The organism is Streptomyces atriruber, assembly GCF_001418325.1.
In the GTDB taxonomy this organism is placed as follows: domain Bacteria; phylum Actinomycetota; class Actinomycetes; order Streptomycetales; family Streptomycetaceae; genus Streptomyces; species Streptomyces atriruber.
On sequence record NZ_LIPN01000277.1, the window covers coordinates 1 to 19,904 of the forward strand.

Sequence of the window (19,904 nt, forward strand, 5' to 3'; positions counted from 1 at the left end):
CACCTCGATCGGCCCCGCGAACGACCCCCCGAACGGCACCTCAGCAAGGAGCACCCCGTGCCTGACCAACCACCCCAGGGCGCCGCGCTGCCCCCGGACGCCGTCTGGCTCGGCCTGGACCTCGGCACCCAGAGCGCCCGCTGCGTCGCCGTCGACTCCACCGGCCGGGTGCTCGCCGCGGCGTCCCGGCCCCTCGCCAGCCGCCGCGAGGGAGCCCGGCACGAACAGGACCCCGAACAGTGGTGGGACGCGCTCGCCGACGCCTGCCGTGAGGCCCTGTCCGGCATCGACGCCGACCGGGTCCGCGGCCTCGCCATCGACGGCACCTCCGGCACGATCCTGCTCGCCGACGCCTCCGGCTCGCCCCTCACACCGGGCCTCATGTACGACGACGGGCGCGCCGCCGGGCAGGCCGCACGCGCCAACGAGGCGGGCGCCGCCGTCTGGCACGAGCTCGGCTACCGCTCCATGCAGCCGTCCTGGGCGCTGCCCAAACTGCTCTGGCTCCTGGAGCACGAACCCGCGGCGGCCGGCACGGGGGTCCGGCTGCTGCACCAGCCCGACCTGATCACCTGGCGCCTCGCGGGCCGCCAGGTGGCGAGCGACGCCAGCCACGCCCTGAAGACCGGCTACCACCTCACCGAAGAACGCTGGCCGGAGCCGGAGCTCGCCGAACTCGCCGTCCCGCAGACCCTGTTGCCCGATGTCGTACGTCCCGGAAGTCTCCTCGGCACGGTCTGCGCGGCGGCGGCCGCCGCGACCGGCGTCCCCGAGGGCACCGCGATCGTCGCGGGCATGACCGACGGCTGCGCCGCCCAGATCGGCGCGGGCGCCCTCACCCCGGGCGCCTGGAACTCCGTGCTCGGCACCACCCTCGTCTTCAAGGGCACCAGCCCCCACCTGGTGCGCGACCCGGGCGGCGTCGTCTACTGCCACCGGGGTCCCGGCGACACCTGGCTGCCCGGCGGCGCGTCCAGCAGCGGCGCGGGCGCCCTCGCCCGCGAGTTCCCGGGGGCCGACCTGGACCGGCTGACCGACCTGGCGCGCGAGTCGGCGACCGACGCGGTGGCCTACCCCCTGGTCTCCACCGGCGGCGAACGCTTCCCCTTCCGTGCCCCCGACGCCCGCCCGTTCGTCCTCGGGGCGCCCGCGGACGACGCCGAGCGCTTCCACGCGTACCTCCTCGGAGTGGCCTGCGTCGAGCGGCTCTGCTTCGACTACCTCGACCTGATCGGCGCTCCCGTCGACGGCCCGCTCACCCTCACCGGCGGCGGGGCCCGCAACCGGTACTGGAGCGGGCTGCGTGCCGACGTCCTCGGCCGGCCGGTGTGGGTCCCCGAACAGGCGGAGGGCGCCGTCGGGATGGCGGTCCTCGCCGCGACCTCGGGCGGCGTCGGCGTGCGGGACGCCGCGGCCGCCATGGTCGGCACGGGCGAGGAGATCTTCCCGGACCCGGTGCGCACCGCCCGCTGGACGCCCGTCTACATCGCCTTCGTCGACGAACTGGCCGCACGGGGCTGGCTGGACGGCGCCGTCGCCGCACACGCGCGGGAACGCGCCCGCCGGACCTCCGGCACCCACGCACGTGAAAGGGAAGACCAGTGACCGACTTCGTCCTCGTACGCCATGGGGAGACCGTCTGGCACGACGGCAACCGCTACGCGGGCCGCACCGACGTGGAGCTCACCCCGCGCGGGCTCCGGCAGGCCGCCGCGCTCGGCGAGTGGGCCGCGGGGGAGCGGATCGACGCCGTGGTCAGCTCCCCGCTGAGCCGCGCCCGGCTGACCGCGCAGCCCGCGGCGGAGGCGCTCGGCCTGGCGCCGTACGTCGAAGAGCGGCTCCTGGAGGTGGACTTCGGGCGGGGCGAGGGGCTGACCCGGGACGAGATGCGCGAGCGGTTCCCCGAGGAGCTCGCCGCGTTCCTCCGCGACCCGGTCGCCCACCACCTGCCCGGCGGCGAGGATCCGCGCGCGGCGGCCGAGCGGGCGAGCGCTGCCCTCTTCGACCTCGCCGACGCCCACCCCGAGGGCCGGGTCCTCGTGGTCGCGCACTCCACCCTCGTACGCCTCGTCCTCTGCCGCCAGCTCGGCATACCGCTCGCCGACTACCGGCGGGTCTTCCCCGCCCTCCACAACGGCGCCCTCACCGAACTGCGTCTGCGCGACGGACAGATGGCGCTCCTGCGCCTCAACGCACCGACGTCCGTCGCCCCCGTACCCGCCGCCTGACGTCTCCCCAGGAAAGAGCCCCTCATGAGCACGACCCCGACCCCGCCCCCCACTCCGACCGTCCTCGCCGCAGGCGACCACTTCGTCCTGCCGGGCCTGCTGGCCGACGAGGTCCGTGCGGCCACCGCCACCGCCGACTCCGATGGCGTCGCCGTGCGGGAGCTCACGCTGCCCTGGCCGCACACGCCCTTCGGCCCCGTCGCCGAGGTCGTCGAAGCGTCCGGCACCGAGGACGAGCTCATCGAGGCGCTCCAGGGTGTCGAGGTCTGTGTCACGCAGATGGCGCCCCTCACCGAGCGCATCCTCGCCAACTGCCCCGACCTGAAGCTGATGTGCGTCAGCAGGGGCGGACCGGTCAACGCCAACCTGGAAGCGGCCACCCGCCACGGCGTCGCCGTCTGCTACGCCCCGGGACGCAACGCCGTCGCCACCGCCGAGCACACCCTCACGCTGCTCCTCGCGGCCGCCCGCGGAGTCGGCGACACCCACACCGACCTGCGCGCCGGTGTCTGGCGCGGCGACTACTACGACTACGACAACTGCGGCATCGAGATCGACGGCGCCACCGTCGGCCTGATCGGCTACGGCGCCATCGGCAGCCGCGTCGCCAAGGTCCTGGTGGCGATGGGCGCACACGTCCTGGTCCACGACCCCTACGTAGGGCCGGACCGGCTCGCGGGCGTCGCCGAGCAGGTCTCCCTTGACGACCTGCTCACCCGCTCCCGCATCGTCTCCCTGCACGCACGCGTGACCGACGAGACCAAGGGCATGATCGGCGCGGAGCAGATCGCACGCATGCCCCGCGGCTCCGTCCTCGTCAACTGCGCCCGCGGCGCGCTCCTCGACTACGACGCGGTCTGCGACGCCCTGGACTCGGGCCGGCTCGCGGGCGCCGCCTTCGACGTCTACCCGCAGGAACCCGTCCCGGCCGATTCCCGCCTCCTCAAGACCCCCGGCATCGTCATGACGCCGCACATCGCGGGCGGCAGCCAACAGGTCGCACACAAGGCATCCCGCATCGTGGCAGCCGAGGTGGCCCGCTTCCTGAACAACGAGCCGCTGGCCCACTGCGCCAACCCGGAGGTCTTCGCGGCCCGGGCGTGAACGCGCGGAGTCGATAGCGCCAACTCCCAGACAGGGCGGGTTTCCTGGCGTGGGCGGAGCCTCATACTCACTGAGGCTCCGCCCTTCGTCGTATCCGATCTCCGTATCCACTCGCCCCCGGGAGGCAGACATGGCCCTCACCACCCGTCGCAGAGCCCTCACCACCTTCGGAGCCGCCCTCGTCGGCGGCGTCGCGATGCCCGCGTATGCGTATGCGAGCGGCGGCGGTCACCACCCCCGGCCGCTGATCCGGGCCCACGCCCACAACGACTACGAACACCCCCGGCCCCTCTTCGACGCGCTCGACCACCGCTTCACCAGCGTCGAGGCCGACATCTACCTCGTCGACGGACAGCTGCTCGTCGCCCACGACCCGGTGGACCTCGACCCCACCCGCACCCTGGAGTCGCTCTACCTGGAGCCCCTGGCCGCCCGGGTGCGCTCCAACCACGGTTCCGTGTACCGGGGTTACCACCGCGCCCCTTTCCAGCTGCTCATCGACATCAAGACCGAGGGCGCGTCGACGTACGCCGAGCTGCACCGGCATCTGCGGCCCTACCGGCGCCTCTTCACGTCGTACAGCTACGGAAAGGTGCGCCGTGGTGCGATCACGGCCGTCGTCTCCGGTGACCGTGCGGCGCGTGCCCCGATGGAGGCGCAGCGGGTCCGGCATGCCTTCTACGACGGTCGCCTCGCCGACCTGGGGACTGCCGCGCCCGCCTCGCTCATCCCGCTGATCAGCGACAACTGGGCGCTGAACTTCAGCTGGCAGGGCACGGGGCCGATACCGGCGGCGGAGCGGGAGAAGCTGCGCGGCATCGTCTCCGCGGCCCACGCGCGGGGGCAGCGCGTCCGTTTCTGGGCGACGCCCGACCTGCCGGGGCCGCAGCGCGACGCGGTCTGGGGCGAGCTGCTCGCCGCCGGTGTCGACCATCTCAACACCGATGACCTCGCGGGTCTCGAGGCCTTCCTCGACGCGCACCACGGATGATCTTCGACGATCAACCCGCTCGGAAGTAGCACCCGTTCGGAGCACAGGTCAGACGCCCGGATGCCTCCCCCGTTACGCCAGACTGACGGCCGGAAGCCGCGGTTCCACGTGGCGGAGGAGGTACTTCCCATGGCCGTTTCGATCTCTGTCGTGCTGCTGCTCGTGATCCTTGCGGTGGTCTTTCTGCGCAACGGAGCGCTGAAGGTCTCGCACGCCGTCGTCTGCGGGCTCCTCGGTTTCTATCTGGCGAGCACGAGCATGGCGCCGACCATCCATGACGGACTCACGGCCACCGCGGAGATCGTCAGCTCCATCCGGCCATGAGCCCTCCCCGGCCGTTCGGTCCCGCCAGTCTTGCGAGTTCATGAACAACTGACGCTGTGTCATGGACAGTTGCGCGGGTGCGCCCTAGCTTCGGCGCATGTTCTGCAGACTGCGCCGCATCGTTCCCGCCGGTGTCGTGGCCCTCACCGTCTCCCTGGCGGTTCCCGCGTACGCCGACGAGATACCCAACGCCCCCGGGCACCGGCTCGTCGAGAGTTACCAGGGCGCGCCCGCCGAGGCCCGCCCGCTGCCCGGCACCCCACCGCCCCAGCACCCGTACCTCGCCGCCAACGGCCGCAGCGGCATGCACGCCGACGCGGCGGGCAGCGGAACCTACCCCTGGAGCGGGCCGCTCGGGAAGCGGCCCGCCGCCGACAGCGAGAAGATGGCGGCGCTGGGCGGCGAGTGCGCGACCGTCACCTTCGACCGCGACGGGCGCATCGTCACCGTGTGCGGAACGTTCACCGGCTTCCTGGTCAAGTTGCTGGATCCCAGGACGCTGGACACGCTCGCCGAGTACAAGCTGCCGCAGCGGCCCTCGACCGTCGAGGCCATCACGCGCCTCGACTTCTCGAAGATCTTCAAGGACACGTCGGGCGGCGCCTATTCGTACCTCGACAACGAGGACCGGCTCGTCCTCGCCGATTCGCGCCAGCACATCGTGCGGCTCGCGCACGAGCGGACGGCGGACGGCGGCTGGCGCTTCGTCGTCGACAAGGAGTGGGACCTGACCGACCACGTCCCGCACGACTGCGTGAGCTGGACCAACCTCTACCCGAGCGGCGAGTGCGACCCGGTCACCTCGGTGATGCCGGACTGGGACGGCCGCATCTGGTGGGTGACCCGGCAGGGCCGCATCGGCACCGTCGACCCGAAGTCCGGCGACATCCGCTCGGTGCGCCTCGACGGAGAGGAGATCCAGAACTCCTTCTCCGTCGCCGACGACGGCGTCTCGATCGTCTCCGACCACGCCCTCTACACCTTCCGGGCCACCGCCGACGGCACCCCGAAGGCCCTCTGGCGGCAGACGTACGACCGCGGCACCGGCACCAAGCCCGGCTCGGTGAACCAGGGTTCCGGTACCACCCCGGATCTCTTCGGCGAGCACGACGACTACGTCGCGATCACCGACAACGCCGACGACCGCATGAACGTCCTCGTCTACCGGCGCGGCGCCGACGTGCCGGAAGACGAGCGGCTCGTCTGCAAGGTCCCCGTCTTCGGCTCCGGCGCCTCCACCACCGACAACTCCCTGATCACCTGGGGCGACAGCCTCGTCGTCGAGAACAACTACGGCTACGAGAACATCACCTCGCTGACCCTCGGCCGCAGTGTCGTCGGCGGCGTCAGCCGGATCGACGTGCGCGAGGACGGCACCGGCTGCGACACGACCTGGGAGAGCGATGTCCGCTCCCCGTCCACCGTGCCCAAACTGTCCACCGCCAACGGCCTGTTGTACTTCTACACGAAGGAGCCCAACCGTCTCGGCATCGACGCCTGGTACCTGACCGCCGTCGACTTCCGCACCGGCGACACCCGCTGGAAGCGGCTCGCCGGTACGGGCATCGCGTACGACAACAACTGGGCGCCGGTGACGCTCGGCCCCGACGGGACGGCCTACGTGGGCGCCTTCAACGGGCTCGTGGCGGTGCGCGACACGGAGTGAGCGGTCGGCTCAGGACCGGGAGAACACGCCGATGCCGTTCGGCACCGGCCGCTCGATCCCTCCGCTGGGATTGTTGCGGACCGTCACGGCATCGGCGCCCGGCGGCCGCGCGACCAGGGTGGACGTGGCGGAGACCAGCGTGGAGGAGCCGCCGCCGTCCAGGCTGAAGCCGTCCCGTGCGCCCAGCTCCCGCAGCGTCCGCGCCACTTCGGCGATCGTCAGGCCCGCACGGAACTCCGGCGATCCGTCGAGCGACAGCAGGAGCAGGCGACGGCCGTTGTCGGAGATCCCCGCGGCGGTCCGCACCGCCGACGTGATGCCGTCCAGACCGGGCAGCGGCACGCCGCCGCGGAGCACCGGATAGCCGCCGAGGGCGAAGCGGAGAGGCGTGCGCGACCCGGCGGCCACCAGGCGGTGCTTGACGTGCACCCAGTCACCCGCCGACAGCTTCCGCAACTCCTGCGCACCTGCCTCGCGCCCGACCAGGACCGTGCTGCCCGGGTCGATGGGTCCGGCGCCCGGCGTGTCGGACGAGGCCACGACGCGCCCGCCGCGGACCGTCACCTCATGGGTGTCCGTGCTGCAGGGCGCGCCCCGGCTCGTGTCGGTGCCGCAGGTCGCGCGCACCCGGGACACGGAGCCCCAGTCACTGGTGAACGCGCCGACGGAACCCACCGGCAGCGCGTACTGGTTGAGGCCGCCCAGCGGAAGGCGGGAGGCCTGCGTGCGGACCTCCCCGTCCAGGGCCAGGCTGTCCAGGCGGGCCCTGCGGTCGTACCCCACGCCGAGGACGGCCTCGGTGGTCACGCCCGGCGGCATCGCGGGCCCGAAACGCTGCCCGTCCGGCACGGCCCCCTTGAGCACCCGGCCGCTCGCGATCGCCGGCCCGACGGGCGCGCCGGTCGCCTCGACGCCGGGATGCTGCGTCTCGGTGATGTTGAAGAAGTCGCCGTTGATGCCGCCGACGGCGCCTGCCCCGTCCGCGAGCGCGGAGACGGGCGAACGCGCGGCGACCTTGCCCGGATACAGCAGGCCGACGCTCGTGCGCGGGTCGCGCAGATCCACGTCGAGCACATGGACGCGGGCCGCTCCGTGGGAGCCCTCCACGTCGAAGTACCGATACTCCACACCCGGTGCCACGGGTACGGACGCCCGCTCCCCGCCCCTGGCAGCGGCACTGGCCGGTGCCGCTCCCGTGAGAGCCGCACCGGCCAGCATGCCGAGCGTCGTGACGAGGGTCAGGGCCGTTCTGAACCGTCCACCGCGTTGTGTCTGGCGAGTCACAGATCCCCCAGGAGTCGACCGGTCAGCGAACCAACTGTCGCAGCAGCCAGGGGAGTTCACCAGATCCCGGTGGCTACGTTCCGACCAGGCGGGAACGGATGAGGAAACGTACGCCCTCCGGGGCCTCCAGTGAGAAGCCGCTGCCCCGGCCCGGCACGACGTCCACGATCAGCCGGGTGTGGCTCCACAGCTCGTACTGGCTCTTCGACATCCAGAACGCTACGGGCTCGGCCACCCCATCGACCGTCAGCGACGCGAGGCGGACGTCGGATTGGCCGGTACGGAACTCGCCGTCCGGGTAGCACATGGGGGCGCTGCCGTCGCAGCAGCCGCCCGACTGGTGGAACATCAGCGGCCCGTGCGTCTCCCGCAGCCGGCGCAGGAGCTGGGCCGCGGCAGGGGTGAGCTCCACCCGGGGGACGCCGTCCCCGGTGTCCTTCGTCTCATGACGGTCCATGGCAGGACTCTGCCGCCCGGCACGTTGCAACAGGGTTGCGAGGGAGGTGCTCGGTCCGCGCGGCCCCCGTTCGGACCAATCGTGGGATTGTCGGGTCGTGTCGCGCGTGGAGCGGCGACGCTCGGGTGAAGCTGGTGCGATGCGTTGGCTCCCCTCGGCGATCGCCGCTCTGTCGTTGGTTGTTCCCGTGTCGCACGCGGCGGCCCCCGGCCCCGCCGCTGCCGCCCCGGCCTGTCGTGCGGGCACCGCTCCCTACCAGCGCGAGCTGGAGCGTGAGCTGCGGCTGCCCGTCGACGGGCGTCAGTCCGCCGCCGACTGCGAGGCCATCCGGCGGCTCCAGGAGCGGCTCGGCATCCGCCCGGCGGACGGCAGCGCCACCCTGCGGACGTACCGCTTCCTGGTCGCGGACAAGATCCGGCGCAACCCCGCGGAACGGCGGGCCTGCCCCGTGAAGCCGTACCGGGTCACCTGTGTGGACCTGACCCGGCAGATCCTGTGGGCGCAGAGCGGAAACCGGCTGGTCTTCGCCCCGGTGCCGATCCGCAGTGGCAGGGACGGTCTGGAGACCCGCCGCGGCTGGCAGCGGATCTACTGGAAGCACCGCGACCACTACTCGACGATCTACCACGTCCCCATGCCGTACGCGCAGTTCTTCAACGGCGGACAGGCCCTGCACGGCACCCGCACGGATCTCTTCTCGTCCGGCTCGGGCGGCTGCGTCAACCTGGCCGTGGACGACGCCAGGCGCCTCTACGACCTGTTGCAGAAGGGCGACCGCCTCTACCTGTGGGGAACGAAGCCGGGCACGGGCGGCTGATGCCACCCGCGCCCGGAACGGGGCCTGCCGGGGCTCACTTGCCCTTCTTGCCCCCGCCGCGCTCGTTGGTGAGCGTCACCGAGACGCCCTTGCCGGCGTTGCCCGCGGTCACCTTGTACGGGCCGCCGACGGTCTTCGGCGGCATGACGTACCCGTCGGGAACGGCCGTCTCCTTGAGGTAGTACGAGCCGAGCTCCAGCCCCTCGAAGTCGCACTCGCCCCGGCCGTCCGTGGCGCATCCCTTGTCGACGAGGGAGTCGCGGCCGGTGCCGGAGCTCTGCAGGCCCGGCTTGCCGTTGCTCTCGCGCCACAGCTGGAAGACGGCACCGGTCAGCGGCTTGCCCGTCTTCTTGTCCTTCTTGTGGATCTTGAGCTTGCCGAGCACGCCCGGGTTGTGGTGCCTCTTGTTCAGCGCCTCGACGGAGACCCCCTGCGAGGCGTTCGCCGCGGTCAGTTCGAGGGGTCCGAAGACCGCCGGGACCGGCAGGTCGTACCCGTTCGGCGCCTCGGTCTCGACCCAGTAGTACGTGCCTTCGGTGACGGTCCTCTCACAGGTGCCGGCGGCGGGCGTCGTGCAGGGGGAGCCCACCTCGGTGTCGGGGTCCGATCCCTCCTGCTGCAGGCCCTCGGTGCCGTTGGACTCGCGCCACAGCTGGAAGACGGCGCCCGGCAGCGGCTTCCCCGTGTCCTGGTCCTTCTTCACCACGGTGACCTTGCCCTTCTTCACCGTGGGCTTCTTCTTGTTGGCGGCCGGGACGGACACGCCGTCGGAGGCGTTCGCCGCGGTCAGCTCCAGGGGGCCGAAGACCGCGGGGTCCGGCAGCTCGTAGCCGTCCGGCGCCTTGGTCTCGCGCCAGTAGTACGTGCCGAGCGGCACGGTCTGCGCGCACTCGCCCTGCGCCTCGGTGACGCAGGGGCTGCCGATCTTCTTGTCCGGGTCGGCCCCGCCGGTCTGCAGGCCGTCGACGCCGTTGGTCTCCTGCCACAGTTCGAACTCGGCGCCGGACAGGGGCTTGCCGCCGTCCTCGTCGGTCTTGACGACCTTGACCTCGCCGGAGGTGGGCGCGGTGGCGCAGTCGGGGAGGTCACCGTCGAAGGGGTAGTTGTGGAACTCCTGGCCGCCGCCGCCCGAAGCCGAGCTGGTGTGGGTGAGCGAGCCCGTGGTGAAGAAGCGGCCGTTCATGCCCGGCACGCTGACCGTGGTCATCGAGCCCTGGTCGCCGACCAGGACGCTGCCCTGGAACTGCCCGGTGCCCTTGACCTCCACAGAGGTGGCGTCGGGGAAGTTCCACAGCAGGCGGCTGCGCATCTTGTTCAGCGGGCTGCTGTCGTCGATGGTGCCGCTGTACGTGTTGATGGTGCGGTTGGTGCCGAGGATGTTGACCAGGACCGTGGCGCCGTCCGGGATCCCCTCGAAGCGGATGCCCTCCTGGCCGCCGCTGCCGCCCATCAGGTCGAAGTCGACGTTGAAGACCTGCAGCATGGAGGTGTTGTCGCCGCTGAAGAGGGTCTCGCCGCCCGCGTGGACGGCCCGTCCGGTGGGCGTGCGCGTGCTGCCCTTGCCCTCGGGGTGCGCGTAGCACTGGCTGGCGGTGGTCAGTTCGTCGCGCAGCGGGATGTAGGGCTTGGCGGCGTCGGGATCCTTGCGCTTGGTGCCCACGATCGTGCCGGTGGCGTCCTTGGCGTACCGCACCACGCCCTCCTCGGCGAGGAGCCGCTCGCCGCTGCCGACCGTGACGTTGCCGCCGGCGGTGAGCCAGTCCGCCCCCACGGGCGGCGCGACCCGGGAGCCGACCCCGGCCTCGCCGACGTTGTAGATGCCGCTGACGCCGTCCGCCTTGTCCTGGTCGAAGTCGCCGAGCACGACGACCCGCCCTTCGGCCTCCGCGGCCTTCTCGCGGACGAGGAAGTCCCCGCCCACGTAGACGTTGATGCCGTTGTCGCGGTACTTGATGTCGCCGTTGTTGATGGGCGGGTATCCGCCGCTGGGGCAGTTGCCGGGCACGCACGGGCCGAGGCCGCCGGGCAGGGGCTTGGCGGCGGCGGCCTCGGCGGGCAGGGCCGACAGGCTGGTTCCCGCCACGACGCCGAGGAGACAGAGGTACCTCATTCCGGTCTGGATGAGGGAAGGAAAGGACACGCGCACATCAGCTCCTCACATGGTCAAAGAGACGTGGAGGAGGCTCGCACGATTGACGTCCCGGACCATTGAACCTATCCGCGCTTCATACGAAGAGCACTGCAAAGGATGAGCGTTGGGCCATCCGCGTGACATCGACTCCTGACCTTCGGAACGATGCCGTCTGCTCTTGAATGCCTTGCTATTGAAGGAGTGTGGGTGAGCTCACAAAGTAACGTGAAGTTTGATGGCCCCTGTGTGAATGTCCCGGTATGGCCTGAATAATTCCCGCTTCCGTTGCGGCGCCATGAACAATTCGCTGCCTCCGGAAAGGTTCCTGAAACGTACTGATCACGAACACCGTGAAGGCCGTTCGGGCGTGTGGCAGGGCCAGTTGCCGCGGTGTTGTAATTCTCCGCAACCCGGCACGTACCCCGTCACGTCCCCCTTTTTTTTCCGCACCAGGAGCACGGCAGCACATGGCCGACGTACAGACGCAGTCACCCCCGCACGGCGGCCCGTTCGCCGTGGCCTTCAGGGCGTTCCGCAGGGACCGGCTCGGCCTCGCCTCGTTGGGCGTCGTCCTCCTGTTCGCCGTGCTCGCACTCGCCGCCCCGCTGCTCGCCGCCGTCTACGGCAAGAACCCGACCGAGCACTACGGCCAGAACGAACCGGGACTGCTGAGCGAGGAAGGGCTGCCGGTGCTGCCCAACGGCGGGATGTCCGGCGACTTCTGGTTCGGACTCGAGCCCGGCCTCGGCCGTGACGTCCTCACCCAGCTGCTGTACGGCATCCGCACCTCGCTGCTCGTCGCCGTCGCGTCGATCGCGCTCATCGCCGTCGTCGGAGTGGTCCTCGGGGTGACCGTCGGCTATCTGAGCGGACTCGCCGACCGCGTCTTCACCTTCGTCTGCAACGTGCTCCTCGCCTTCCCGACCCTGCTGCTCCTCCTCGCCCTCAGCCCGATCATCCAGACGCGCTTCGTGCCGCCGGGCGAGAACGAGCCCGCGTGGATGCAGTTCACCGTCCTCGTGCTCGTCTTCGCCGCCTTCGGCTGGGTGTCGCTCGCCATGATGCTGCGCACCACCGTGCGGTCCCTGCGCGAGCGGGAGTTCATCGACGCGGCGCGGGCGGTGGGGGCGAGCCGTCGGCACGTGGTCTTCCGCGAGCTGCTGCCGAACGTGTGGGCGCCCGTCCTGGTGCACATCACCATCGCGCTGCCGGGCATCGTCACCGCCGAGGCCGCGCTCTCCTTCCTCGGCGTGGGCATCAGCGAGCCCATCCCCGACTGGGGCCGGATGATCGCCCGCGGTGCCGAGGTCTTCTACGACGACCCGACGTACATGTTCTTCCCCGGCATCACGATCCTCGTCTTCGTCGTCGCCTTCAATCTGCTCGGCGACTCGGTGCGGGACGCGCTCGATCCCCGCACGCGCCGCTGAGCGGCCCCCTCTGCCACCTCACAGCAACCCGTCACCCTCTCAAGGGAGTTCGTCATGCCCAGAATCAGCCCGCGCCGCGCTGCCGCACCGGCCGTCGCCGCCGTCTCCGCCGCGCTCGTGCTCTGCTCGTGCTCGGCGGGCGCGGGGACCAAGGGCGACGACGCCCCGTCGGTGGGGCAGGAGCCGCACCTCGTCGCGGGCCTCGGCACCGCCGAGGACAGCGCGGGCCCGGCGCCCGCCGTCGAGGGTGCGCGGCGCGGCGGCACCCTCCGCGTCGCCAACCTCCGCGACGCCTCGCACCTCGACCCGCAGAAGATCTACGCGGGCGAGGCCTACAACACCTCGCTGCTCTGGGGCCGTCAGCTCACCCAGTACCAGGTCGTCGACGGCAAGGCGAAGCTCGTCGGGGACCTCGCCACCGACACCGGCAAGCCCTCCGACGGCAGCCGCACCTGGACGTACCAGCTGAAGGACGGCATCGCCTGGGAGGACGGAAAGCCGATCACCTCGAAGCACGTCAAGTACGGCATCGAGCGCACCTTCGCGCCCGGTTTCGAAGTCGGCCCGCCCTACTGGCCGCAGTGGCTCACCGGCAAGCAGGACCTCGCCGAGGCCCGCAAGGTGTACGGCGGCCCGAAGAAGGACGGCGACTTCAAGGGCATCGAGACGCCGGACGACAAGACCATCGTCCTCCACTTCGCGAAGCCGCAGTCCGACGTGCCGTTCATGGCCGCGCAGTCGTCCTCCTCGCCCGTGCGCCCGGACAAGGACACCGGCACCAAGTACGACGTCAAGCCCTTCGCCACCGGCCCGTACCGCATCGTCGAACACCGGCAGAACCGCAGCATGACCCTGGAGCGGAACCCGCACTGGAAGGCGGAGACCGACCCGATCCGCCACCAGTACGCCGACAAGTTCGAGTTCACCTTCGAGAAGAAGGAGCTCAACACCGCCCAGGAGATCCTCAACGGGCGGGGCGACGGCGCGGACACCGTCTCCACCAAGAACGAACTGCCGCCCGAGCTGTACGGCGAGGCCACCCGCGACCCGGCGAAGAAGCGGCTCGTCGTCGACGGGCGGCGCGGCGCGTTCACGTACCACCTGGTGGTCAGGAACGACCGGGTCCCCGACCCCGAGGTCCGCAAGGCCGTCCACTACCTCTTCCCGCGCCAGCAGGCGCGGCAGGCGCTCGGCGGCCCGCGCGTCGGCGACATCGCCACCACGTACTCCTCACCCGCGATCGTCGGCTACCAGAAGTACGACGCGTACCCGGTCGCCCCGACCGGCGACATCGCGAAGGCCAAGAAGCACCTCGCCAAGGCCGAGAAGCCGGTCAGGAGCCTGACCTACGCCTACGAGTCCAACGCCGCCAACGACCGTGTCGCCCAGGTCCTCGTCGAGGCCTTCGCCAAGGCCGGCATCACCCTGGTCACCAAGCCGATGCCGCTGCCCGCCTACACCAACGAAGTCCTGCGCAGCCCCGACCCCCAGTACGACCTGTGGATGTCCGGCAGCTCCGTGGACTGGCCGACGCCCGCCACCGGAGTGCCCTACCGCTTCGACAGTCGCCGCGACAGCCTCGACAACGACCCGCGCTACAAGAATCCGGCCGTCGACAAGGAGCTCGACCGCATCGCGGAACTCGGCGACGCGACCGAGAAGGCGAAGGCCCTCGTCGCCCTGGAGAAGAACACGATCATGAAGGACGTGCCGCTCGTGCCGTTCCTGCACCAGCGCGTCCAGCAGCCCCGCGGCGCGAACGTCGGCGGCGCCTTCATCCACCCCATCTACGGCACCATCAGCCCCGCCTGGCTGTACCTGAAGAAGTCCTGACCCATGCTCACCTATCTGACCAGACGGGGGCTGCAGGCGGTGGTGGTGCTCCTCGCCATCTCCGCCACCGCCTTCGCCCTCTTCTACGCCGCGCCCTCCGACCCGGCGACGATCGCCTGCGGCCCCAAGTGCGACACCGCACAGGTCACGGCCGTCCGCCACAGCATGGGCCTGGACCAGCCGATCCTCACCCAGTACGCCGACTACCTGCGCGGACTCGTCGCGGGCCGCACCATCAGCGACGTCGACGGCACCGCCATCGCCTGCCCCGCGCCCTGCCTCGGCTACTCGTACACCCTGCACGAACCGGTGCTCTCCGCGATCACCGGCCGCTTCCCGGTCACCCTGTCGCTGGCCGGGGGCGCGCTCGCCGTGATCCTCGTGGTGGGCATCGGCGCGGGCTTCGTCTCCGCGCTGCGCCGCGGCTCCGCCGGTGACCGGATCCTGTCCGGCTGCACGCTGATCGGCGCCAGCGTGCAGATCTACTTCCTCGGGTACGCGCTGCAGTACCTGCTCGTGTACTCCACCGGGTGGCTGCCGCTGCCCGGCTACACCCCGCCGGGCGAGGACCCCGGCGCCTGGCTGTCCGGACTGCTGCTGCCGTGCCTGGTGCTCGGCTTCGTCAACGCCGCCGTCTTCGCCCGGCTGTCCCGCGCCCAGCTCCTGGAGGTGATGCACGAGGGGTACGTGCGCACGGCGCGCGGCAAGGGTCTCGGCACCCTGCGCACCCATCTGAAGTACACCGCGCGAGGCGCCGCCGCACCGATCGTGCAGCTCCTCGGCCTGGAGGTGGGGGCGCTGCTCGGTGGCGCCTTCATCACCGAGACGGTCTTCGGGCTCAGCGGCGTCGGCAAGCTCGCCGTCGACGCCGTCACCCAGAACGACCTGCCGACCGTCGTCGGCACCGTACTGATCGCCGCGTTCTTCGTGGTGGTCTTCGTGGCCGTCGCCGACCTGGTCGTGGCCTGGCTCGACCCGAGGGTGAGGGTGGCATGACGCAACGCGAAGCGGTGCTGCGCGTACGTGATCTGACCGTGGAGTTCAGCGGGCCGCGCGGCACCGTCACCGCGGCCGAGGACGTCTCCTTCGACCTGGCGCGCGGTGAAGTCCTCGGCCTGGTGGGGGAGTCGGGGTCGGGGAAGTCCACCGTCGGGCTCGCCGCGATGGGGCTGCACGATCCCGCGCGGACGACCGTGCGGGGAACCGTCGAGGTCGGCGGCGTCGACGTCGTCACCGCTGGCGAGGAGCGGCTGAAGGCGCTGCGCGGCGGGCGCATCGCCATGGTGTTCCAGGACGCCCTCGCCTCGCTGTCGCCCTTCCACGGCGTGGGCGCCCAGCTCGCGGAGGCTTACCGGCTGCACCACAAGGACGCGGGCCGGGGCCAGGCGCGGGCCCGGGCCGTGGAGATGCTGGAGCGGGTCGGCATTCCGGCCTCCCGCGCCCGCGACTACCCGCACCAGTTCTCCGGCGGGATGCGCCAGCGCGTGATGATCGCCATGGCGCTGATCAACCGCCCGGACGTGCTGATCGCCGACGAGCCGACCACCGCGCTCGACGCACGCGTGCAGCGGCAAGTCCTCGATGTGCTGGGTGAGTTGCAGTCCGAGTTCGGCACCGCCGTCGTCCTGGTGACGCACGACGTCGACATGGTCGCCGCGGTGACCGGCCGCATGCTCGTCATGCGGGGCGGCCGCACCGTGGAGACGGGGCCGACGCACCGCGTGCTCAGCGCACCGGCCCACCCCTACACCCGCGCGCTCGTGGGCGCGGCGCCCTCCCTGGACACCGTTCCGGGGAGCAGGCTGCCGACCGTGGACGTCCCGGAACCGTCCGTCCGGACGGAACCGAGGAAGCGGCCGCAAGGCGGTACCGTCCTCGCCGAAGTCGACGATCTGCGGGTGGAGTTCGGCGGCGGACGCACGCTCATGGGCCGCCGTCGAGAGGCCACGCGGGCCGTGCGGGGCGTCAGTCTGCACCTCACCGAGGGCGAGACCCTCGGCCTGGTCGGCGAGTCGGGATCCGGCAAGTCCACGACCGCCCGCGTCCTGGCCGGACTGCAGAGGCCGTCCGGCGGCACGGTCCGCTTCGACGGCCGCGACATCGCGCGCGCCGCCGAGGACGCGGTCCTGCGCCGCTCGCTCAGCCGCGAGGTCCAACTGGTCTTCCAGGATCCGTACGCCTCCCTCAATCCGCGCCGCACCGTCGAGGAGATCGTCACGATGCCGCTGCGGGTCCACACCCGCATGAGCCGCCAGGAGCGCCGCGACCGCGCCGCCGAGCTCCTGGAACAGGTGGGCCTGGACGTCGCCCACCTCCCGCGGTACCCGCACGAGTTCTCCGGCGGCCAGCGCCAGCGCATCGGCATCGCCCGGGCCCTCGCGCCGCGGCCGCGCCTGATCATCGCCGACGAACCGGTCTCCGCCCTGGACGTCTCGGTGCAGGCCCAGGTCCTGAACCTGCTGATGGACCTGCGGGACGAGCTCGGCCTCTCCCTCCTCTTCGTCTCGCACGACCTCGCCGTCGTCCGCCACCTGTGTGACCGCATCGCGGTGATGCACCGCGGCGCGATCGTCGAGACCGGCACGCGGGAGGACATCTTCGACGGCCCGCAGGAGACGTACACCAAGGAACTGCTGGCGGCACGGCTGTAGCGGGGCGGTGCGCGCTCCACGAGGATGGCCCCTCCTGTGGGGGCGTCCGTGGAGCGGAGGCGGCACGATGGGATCACATGCGGCGGCGGGACGGCGGCGCGGGCGCCCGCTCGTGGTCGGCGCGCTCGGCGCGACGCTGCTCGCGGCCCTGCTGTGCATCCCGAGCGCGGGGGGAGCACCGCTCTCGGCGGACGCCTGCCGCACCGCTGGCAGCGCGCTGCCGGTCGGGGACTGCGGGCCGTTCTGGCAGGTCCTCGCCGAGGACTTCGACGGCGACCGGGTGCCGCTGGGCGCGTTCGACGACTGCGACCATCACGCCGACACGTCCGCCGCGTACTGCGCGGGACTCGACGGCTCCTATCGCGACAACTGGTGGGCCTACCCGGCCGGCTGGCGCGACACGGCCAACGACAGGGACCGCGACGTCGTCGGCGTCTACCACCCGGAGGACACCGTGAGCGTGGGACCTGCGGCCGACGGCGACGGCCGCATGCGCGTCCGCATGTGGCGGCCCGCCGACGGAGGACCCGTCCACGCGTCGGCGGTCGTACCGCGTGCCGTCATGCAGATGAAGTACGGCAAGTACAGCGCCCGCATCAAGGTGACCAAGCAGGCTCCCGGCTACAAGTCGGCCTGGCTGCACTACGGCGGCGGCTGCGAGATGGACCACCCCGAAGGCGAGTGGACCGGCTCCCTGACGGCCTTCCACCATCCCTGCGGCGGAGGGGAACAGGGCTCGTACCCCGGCGCGGACGACTGGACCGAGTGGCACACCGTCTCCACCGAGTGGACCCCCGGCCATGTGCGGTTCTTCGTCGACGGACGCGAGACGGGACACGACACGCGGGGCGTCCCCGACCGGCCGCTGTCCTGGGTCCTGCAGAACGAGAGCGCCCTGGAAGGACCGGGAGCCGAACCCGGCAGCAGCGCCCAGCTGGAGATCACCTGGGTGGCCGCGTACGCGTACGGCTGGAAGTGACGCCCGGAGCGTGCTGTCGGTGACGCCGCGGAACCCGCGCGTAGCGGCTCCGGGCAGCACACCGGGGCGCTTGCGGAGGGCGATGTCCGGGGCCTGGCCGAAGTGGCCCTCGGGACCTGCGACTTCGGGCCGGGGCAGCGGAATCGAGAACCCCGTACAACCCTTGCGCCCCATCCCGTGTCGAACAGGGCGCCGGACAAGGAACGGGCCCTTTCCGGACACCCCCCGCGCCTGCCCGGCCACCTTCCTTCACAGGAGCCGCTCGTGCGCAAGAACCGTTCGGCCGCCCTCGCCGCGGCATCGTTCCTTCTGCTGACCGGGGCCGGTATCGCCGCCGCCCCCGCCGCCTTCGCCGGCACCCCTGGGGGTACCCACGCCGACGACCGCAACAGCGACTTCAACGGCGACGGATACGAGGACGTCCTGGTCGGCGCCCCGGGCGCCACGGTGAGCGGGGCCAAGGGAGCAGGCCTCGTCACGGTCCAGTACGGCTCCACCAGAGGCATCGGCACGTCCGACGTCGCCCGGTTCAGCCAGTCGACGGCCGGTGTGTCCGGCGCCGCGGAAGCGGGCGACGGCTTCGGGAAGGCCGTCGCCACCGGCGACCTGGACGGCGACGGCTTCGACGACGCGATCATCGGCATCCCCGGCGAGGACCTCGACGCGGGGGTGGACGCCGGCGGCGTCGCCGTCCTGTGGGGCTCGAAGTCGGGACTCACCGGATCCGCCAGCAGTTGGCTGCAGAGCCAGCAGGCCGCCGCGGGCCAGCAGTTCGGCCTCGGCCTCGCCGCGGCGCACTTCACCGCGGACACTCCCGGCGACCTCCTCGCCGTGCTGGACCGGGACAACGTGGACCTCTTCGTGTACGACCCCGCGCCGCAGGCCCGGGGCGAGGCACCGCTGCGCCGTCAGGCCACCGAGCGGCTCGCCAGGTCGGCCGACGCCAGCCAGATCGTGTCCAAGTCGCTGACCACCGGTGACTACGACGACAACGGCTACGCCGACCTCGTCGCCTCCGGCACGACCGAGGGGGACGAACCCGGTCATGGCTGGTCCGTGCAGTTCGCGGGCGGCGCCGACGGCCTCACGTACAAGAACGACCTGCGGGGCGGCCCGGTGGCCGCCTCCGGGGACATCAACCACGACGGCTACGACGACCTGGTGACCGGTGAGCCCGCCTCCCCGGACGACGGCGGCGACACCATGACCGGCGGTCTGGTCGGCGTGCGCTACGGAACCGAGGACGGCCTCGTGAACGAGGCCAAGTGGTGGACGCAGGACGCCGAGGGCGTGCCCGGCGTCGCCGAGCGCGGTGACGGCTGGGGCGCCGACCTGTCGATCGCGGACACCAACGGCGACGGCTATGCCGACGTGGCGATCGGCGCTCCGGGCGAGGACATCGGCACGGTCGCCGACGCGGGCGCCGTCTGGGTGCTGCGCGGTTCGGCGAACGGGATGACCGCGAGCGGTGCGAAGTCCTTCGACCAGAACTCCGCGAACATTCCCGGCGAGGCGGAGAAGGGCGACAAGTGGGGCGCGCAGGTGCGGCTCACGGACCCGAACCGCGACGGCCGCTTCGGGCTCCTCGCGGCCGCGCCCGGCGAGAACGCCGGGGACGGCGTGGTGTGGGTGCTGTCCGCGGGGTCGGGCGGTGTCACCGGTACCGGATCCTGGACGTACGGCGCGGGCTCGCTCGGGGCGCCCGCCACGGGAGCGGCCTTCGGCGCGGCGATCGACGAGTAGCATGACCACCTGCGGCGGCAGCGGCATCGGGGCCCGGCCCCGGAGCGGCGGTCGCAGCGCTCCGACACTCTGAACCCGCCCTCGGCGGGAGTACCTAGAGGCGCCACCGTACGCGGTGGCGCCTCTTCGTATTGGTATGGACCAACTACCCCTGAGTAGACCCGAGTTGAGCTGCGGGATCTTTGCCGAATCCACATATGGCGGGCGAGTGAACTGGGGGTAAATGTCGCCCTTTTGGATCTCAAGGCACCCAATTCAATTGTTGA

16 protein-coding genes are annotated in these 19,904 nt (G+C 71.6%); 13 read left to right on the top strand and 3 right to left on the bottom strand.

Going from position 1 to position 19,904, the window contains the following annotated elements; genetic code table 11:
* Window positions 1–57 precede the first annotated feature (57 nt).
* The 6 genes from AOK03_RS26775 to AOK03_RS26800 all read left to right on the top strand — a co-directional run bounded on the left by AOK03_RS26775 (window position 58) and on the right by AOK03_RS26800 (window position 6,313).
* Window positions 58–1,605 (top strand): FGGY-family carbohydrate kinase, encoded by a 1,548-nt coding sequence (locus tag AOK03_RS26775; RefSeq protein ID WP_079074973.1) that lies wholly within the window; start codon window positions 58–60, stop codon window positions 1,603–1,605.
* Window positions 1,602–2,228, top strand: a complete 627-nt coding sequence (locus AOK03_RS26780; protein ID WP_055567909.1) for a histidine phosphatase family protein — start codon at window positions 1,602–1,604, stop codon at window positions 2,226–2,228. The genes AOK03_RS26775 and AOK03_RS26780 overlap by 4 nt, the downstream gene beginning before the upstream one ends.
* Before the next feature lie 24 nt (window positions 2,229–2,252).
* Window positions 2,253–3,332: a 2-hydroxyacid dehydrogenase gene (locus AOK03_RS26785; RefSeq protein WP_055567910.1), complete on the top strand. Its 1,080-nt coding sequence runs from the start codon at window positions 2,253–2,255 to the stop codon at window positions 3,330–3,332.
* Window positions 3,333–3,462: 130 nt separating this feature from the next.
* Window positions 3,463–4,323, top strand: a complete 861-nt coding sequence (locus AOK03_RS26790; RefSeq protein ID WP_055567911.1) for a phosphatidylinositol-specific phospholipase C/glycerophosphodiester phosphodiesterase family protein — start codon at window positions 3,463–3,465, stop codon at window positions 4,321–4,323.
* Window positions 4,324–4,452: 129 nt separating this feature from the next.
* Complete coding sequence (locus AOK03_RS26795) at window positions 4,453–4,647, top strand: hypothetical protein (protein ID WP_055567912.1); 195 nt, start codon at window positions 4,453–4,455, stop codon at window positions 4,645–4,647.
* A gap of 97 nt (window positions 4,648–4,744) precedes the next feature.
* On the top strand, window positions 4,745–6,313 hold the full coding sequence (locus tag AOK03_RS26800) for a hypothetical protein (protein ID WP_107098116.1): 1,569 nt from the start codon (window positions 4,745–4,747) through the stop codon (window positions 6,311–6,313).
* A 9-nt stretch (window positions 6,314–6,322) separates the two neighbouring features.
* Here the strand turns inward: AOK03_RS26800 and AOK03_RS26805 are convergent, their stop codons facing one another.
* Together AOK03_RS26805 and AOK03_RS26810 are read right to left on the bottom strand one after the other, a co-directional pair.
* The gene (locus tag AOK03_RS26805; protein ID WP_055567913.1) at window positions 6,323–7,531 is read right to left on the bottom strand and encodes a phosphodiester glycosidase family protein; all 1,209 of its coding nucleotides are present in this window, start codon (window positions 7,529–7,531) and stop codon (window positions 6,323–6,325) included.
* Window positions 7,532–7,670: 139 nt separating this feature from the next.
* Window positions 7,671–8,054: a DUF779 domain-containing protein gene (locus AOK03_RS26810; RefSeq protein ID WP_055567914.1), complete on the bottom strand. Its 384-nt coding sequence runs from the start codon at window positions 8,052–8,054 to the stop codon at window positions 7,671–7,673.
* 139 nt (window positions 8,055–8,193) lie between these two features.
* Here AOK03_RS26810 and AOK03_RS26815 point away from each other — a divergent pair, with 139 nt between their 5' ends.
* Window positions 8,194–8,871 carry a L,D-transpeptidase gene (locus AOK03_RS26815; protein ID WP_055567915.1) on the top strand — a complete coding sequence of 226 codons (678 nt, stop codon included), beginning with the start codon at window positions 8,194–8,196 and terminating at the stop codon, window positions 8,869–8,871.
* A 34-nt stretch (window positions 8,872–8,905) separates the two neighbouring features.
* Here AOK03_RS26815 and AOK03_RS26820 read toward each other — a convergent pair whose 3' ends face one another.
* Entirely contained in the window at window positions 8,906–11,011 is a 2,106-nt protein-coding gene (locus AOK03_RS26820) for a choice-of-anchor A family protein (protein ID WP_244177765.1), read from the bottom strand.
* A 458-nt stretch (window positions 11,012–11,469) separates the two neighbouring features.
* Here AOK03_RS26820 and AOK03_RS26825 point away from each other — a divergent pair, with 458 nt between their 5' ends.
* The 6 genes from AOK03_RS26825 to AOK03_RS26850 all read left to right on the top strand — a co-directional run bounded on the left by AOK03_RS26825 (window position 11,470) and on the right by AOK03_RS26850 (window position 19,638).
* Window positions 11,470–12,432: an ABC transporter permease gene (locus AOK03_RS26825; protein ID WP_079074974.1), complete on the top strand. Its 963-nt coding sequence runs from the start codon at window positions 11,470–11,472 to the stop codon at window positions 12,430–12,432.
* 54 nt (window positions 12,433–12,486) lie between these two features.
* Window positions 12,487–14,265, top strand: coding sequence for an ABC transporter substrate-binding protein (locus tag AOK03_RS26830; RefSeq protein WP_055567917.1), 1,779 nt, complete (start codon window positions 12,487–12,489; stop codon window positions 14,263–14,265).
* A gap of 3 nt (window positions 14,266–14,268) precedes the next feature.
* The gene (locus tag AOK03_RS26835) at window positions 14,269–15,261 is read left to right on the top strand and encodes an ABC transporter permease (protein ID WP_055567918.1); all 993 of its coding nucleotides are present in this window, start codon (window positions 14,269–14,271) and stop codon (window positions 15,259–15,261) included.
* Window positions 15,258–16,916 carry a dipeptide ABC transporter ATP-binding protein gene (locus tag AOK03_RS26840; RefSeq protein WP_055567919.1) on the top strand — a complete coding sequence of 553 codons (1,659 nt, stop codon included), beginning with the start codon at window positions 15,258–15,260 and terminating at the stop codon, window positions 16,914–16,916. Before AOK03_RS26835 ends, AOK03_RS26840 begins: the two co-directional genes overlap by 4 nt.
* A gap of 67 nt (window positions 16,917–16,983) precedes the next feature.
* Complete coding sequence (locus tag AOK03_RS26845) at window positions 16,984–17,895, top strand: glycoside hydrolase family 16 protein (RefSeq protein WP_055567920.1); 912 nt, start codon at window positions 16,984–16,986, stop codon at window positions 17,893–17,895.
* Between the two features lie 264 nt (window positions 17,896–18,159).
* Window positions 18,160–19,638 carry an integrin alpha gene (locus AOK03_RS26850; protein ID WP_055567921.1) on the top strand — a complete coding sequence of 493 codons (1,479 nt, stop codon included), beginning with the start codon at window positions 18,160–18,162 and terminating at the stop codon, window positions 19,636–19,638.
* Window positions 19,639–19,904 lie beyond the last annotated feature (266 nt).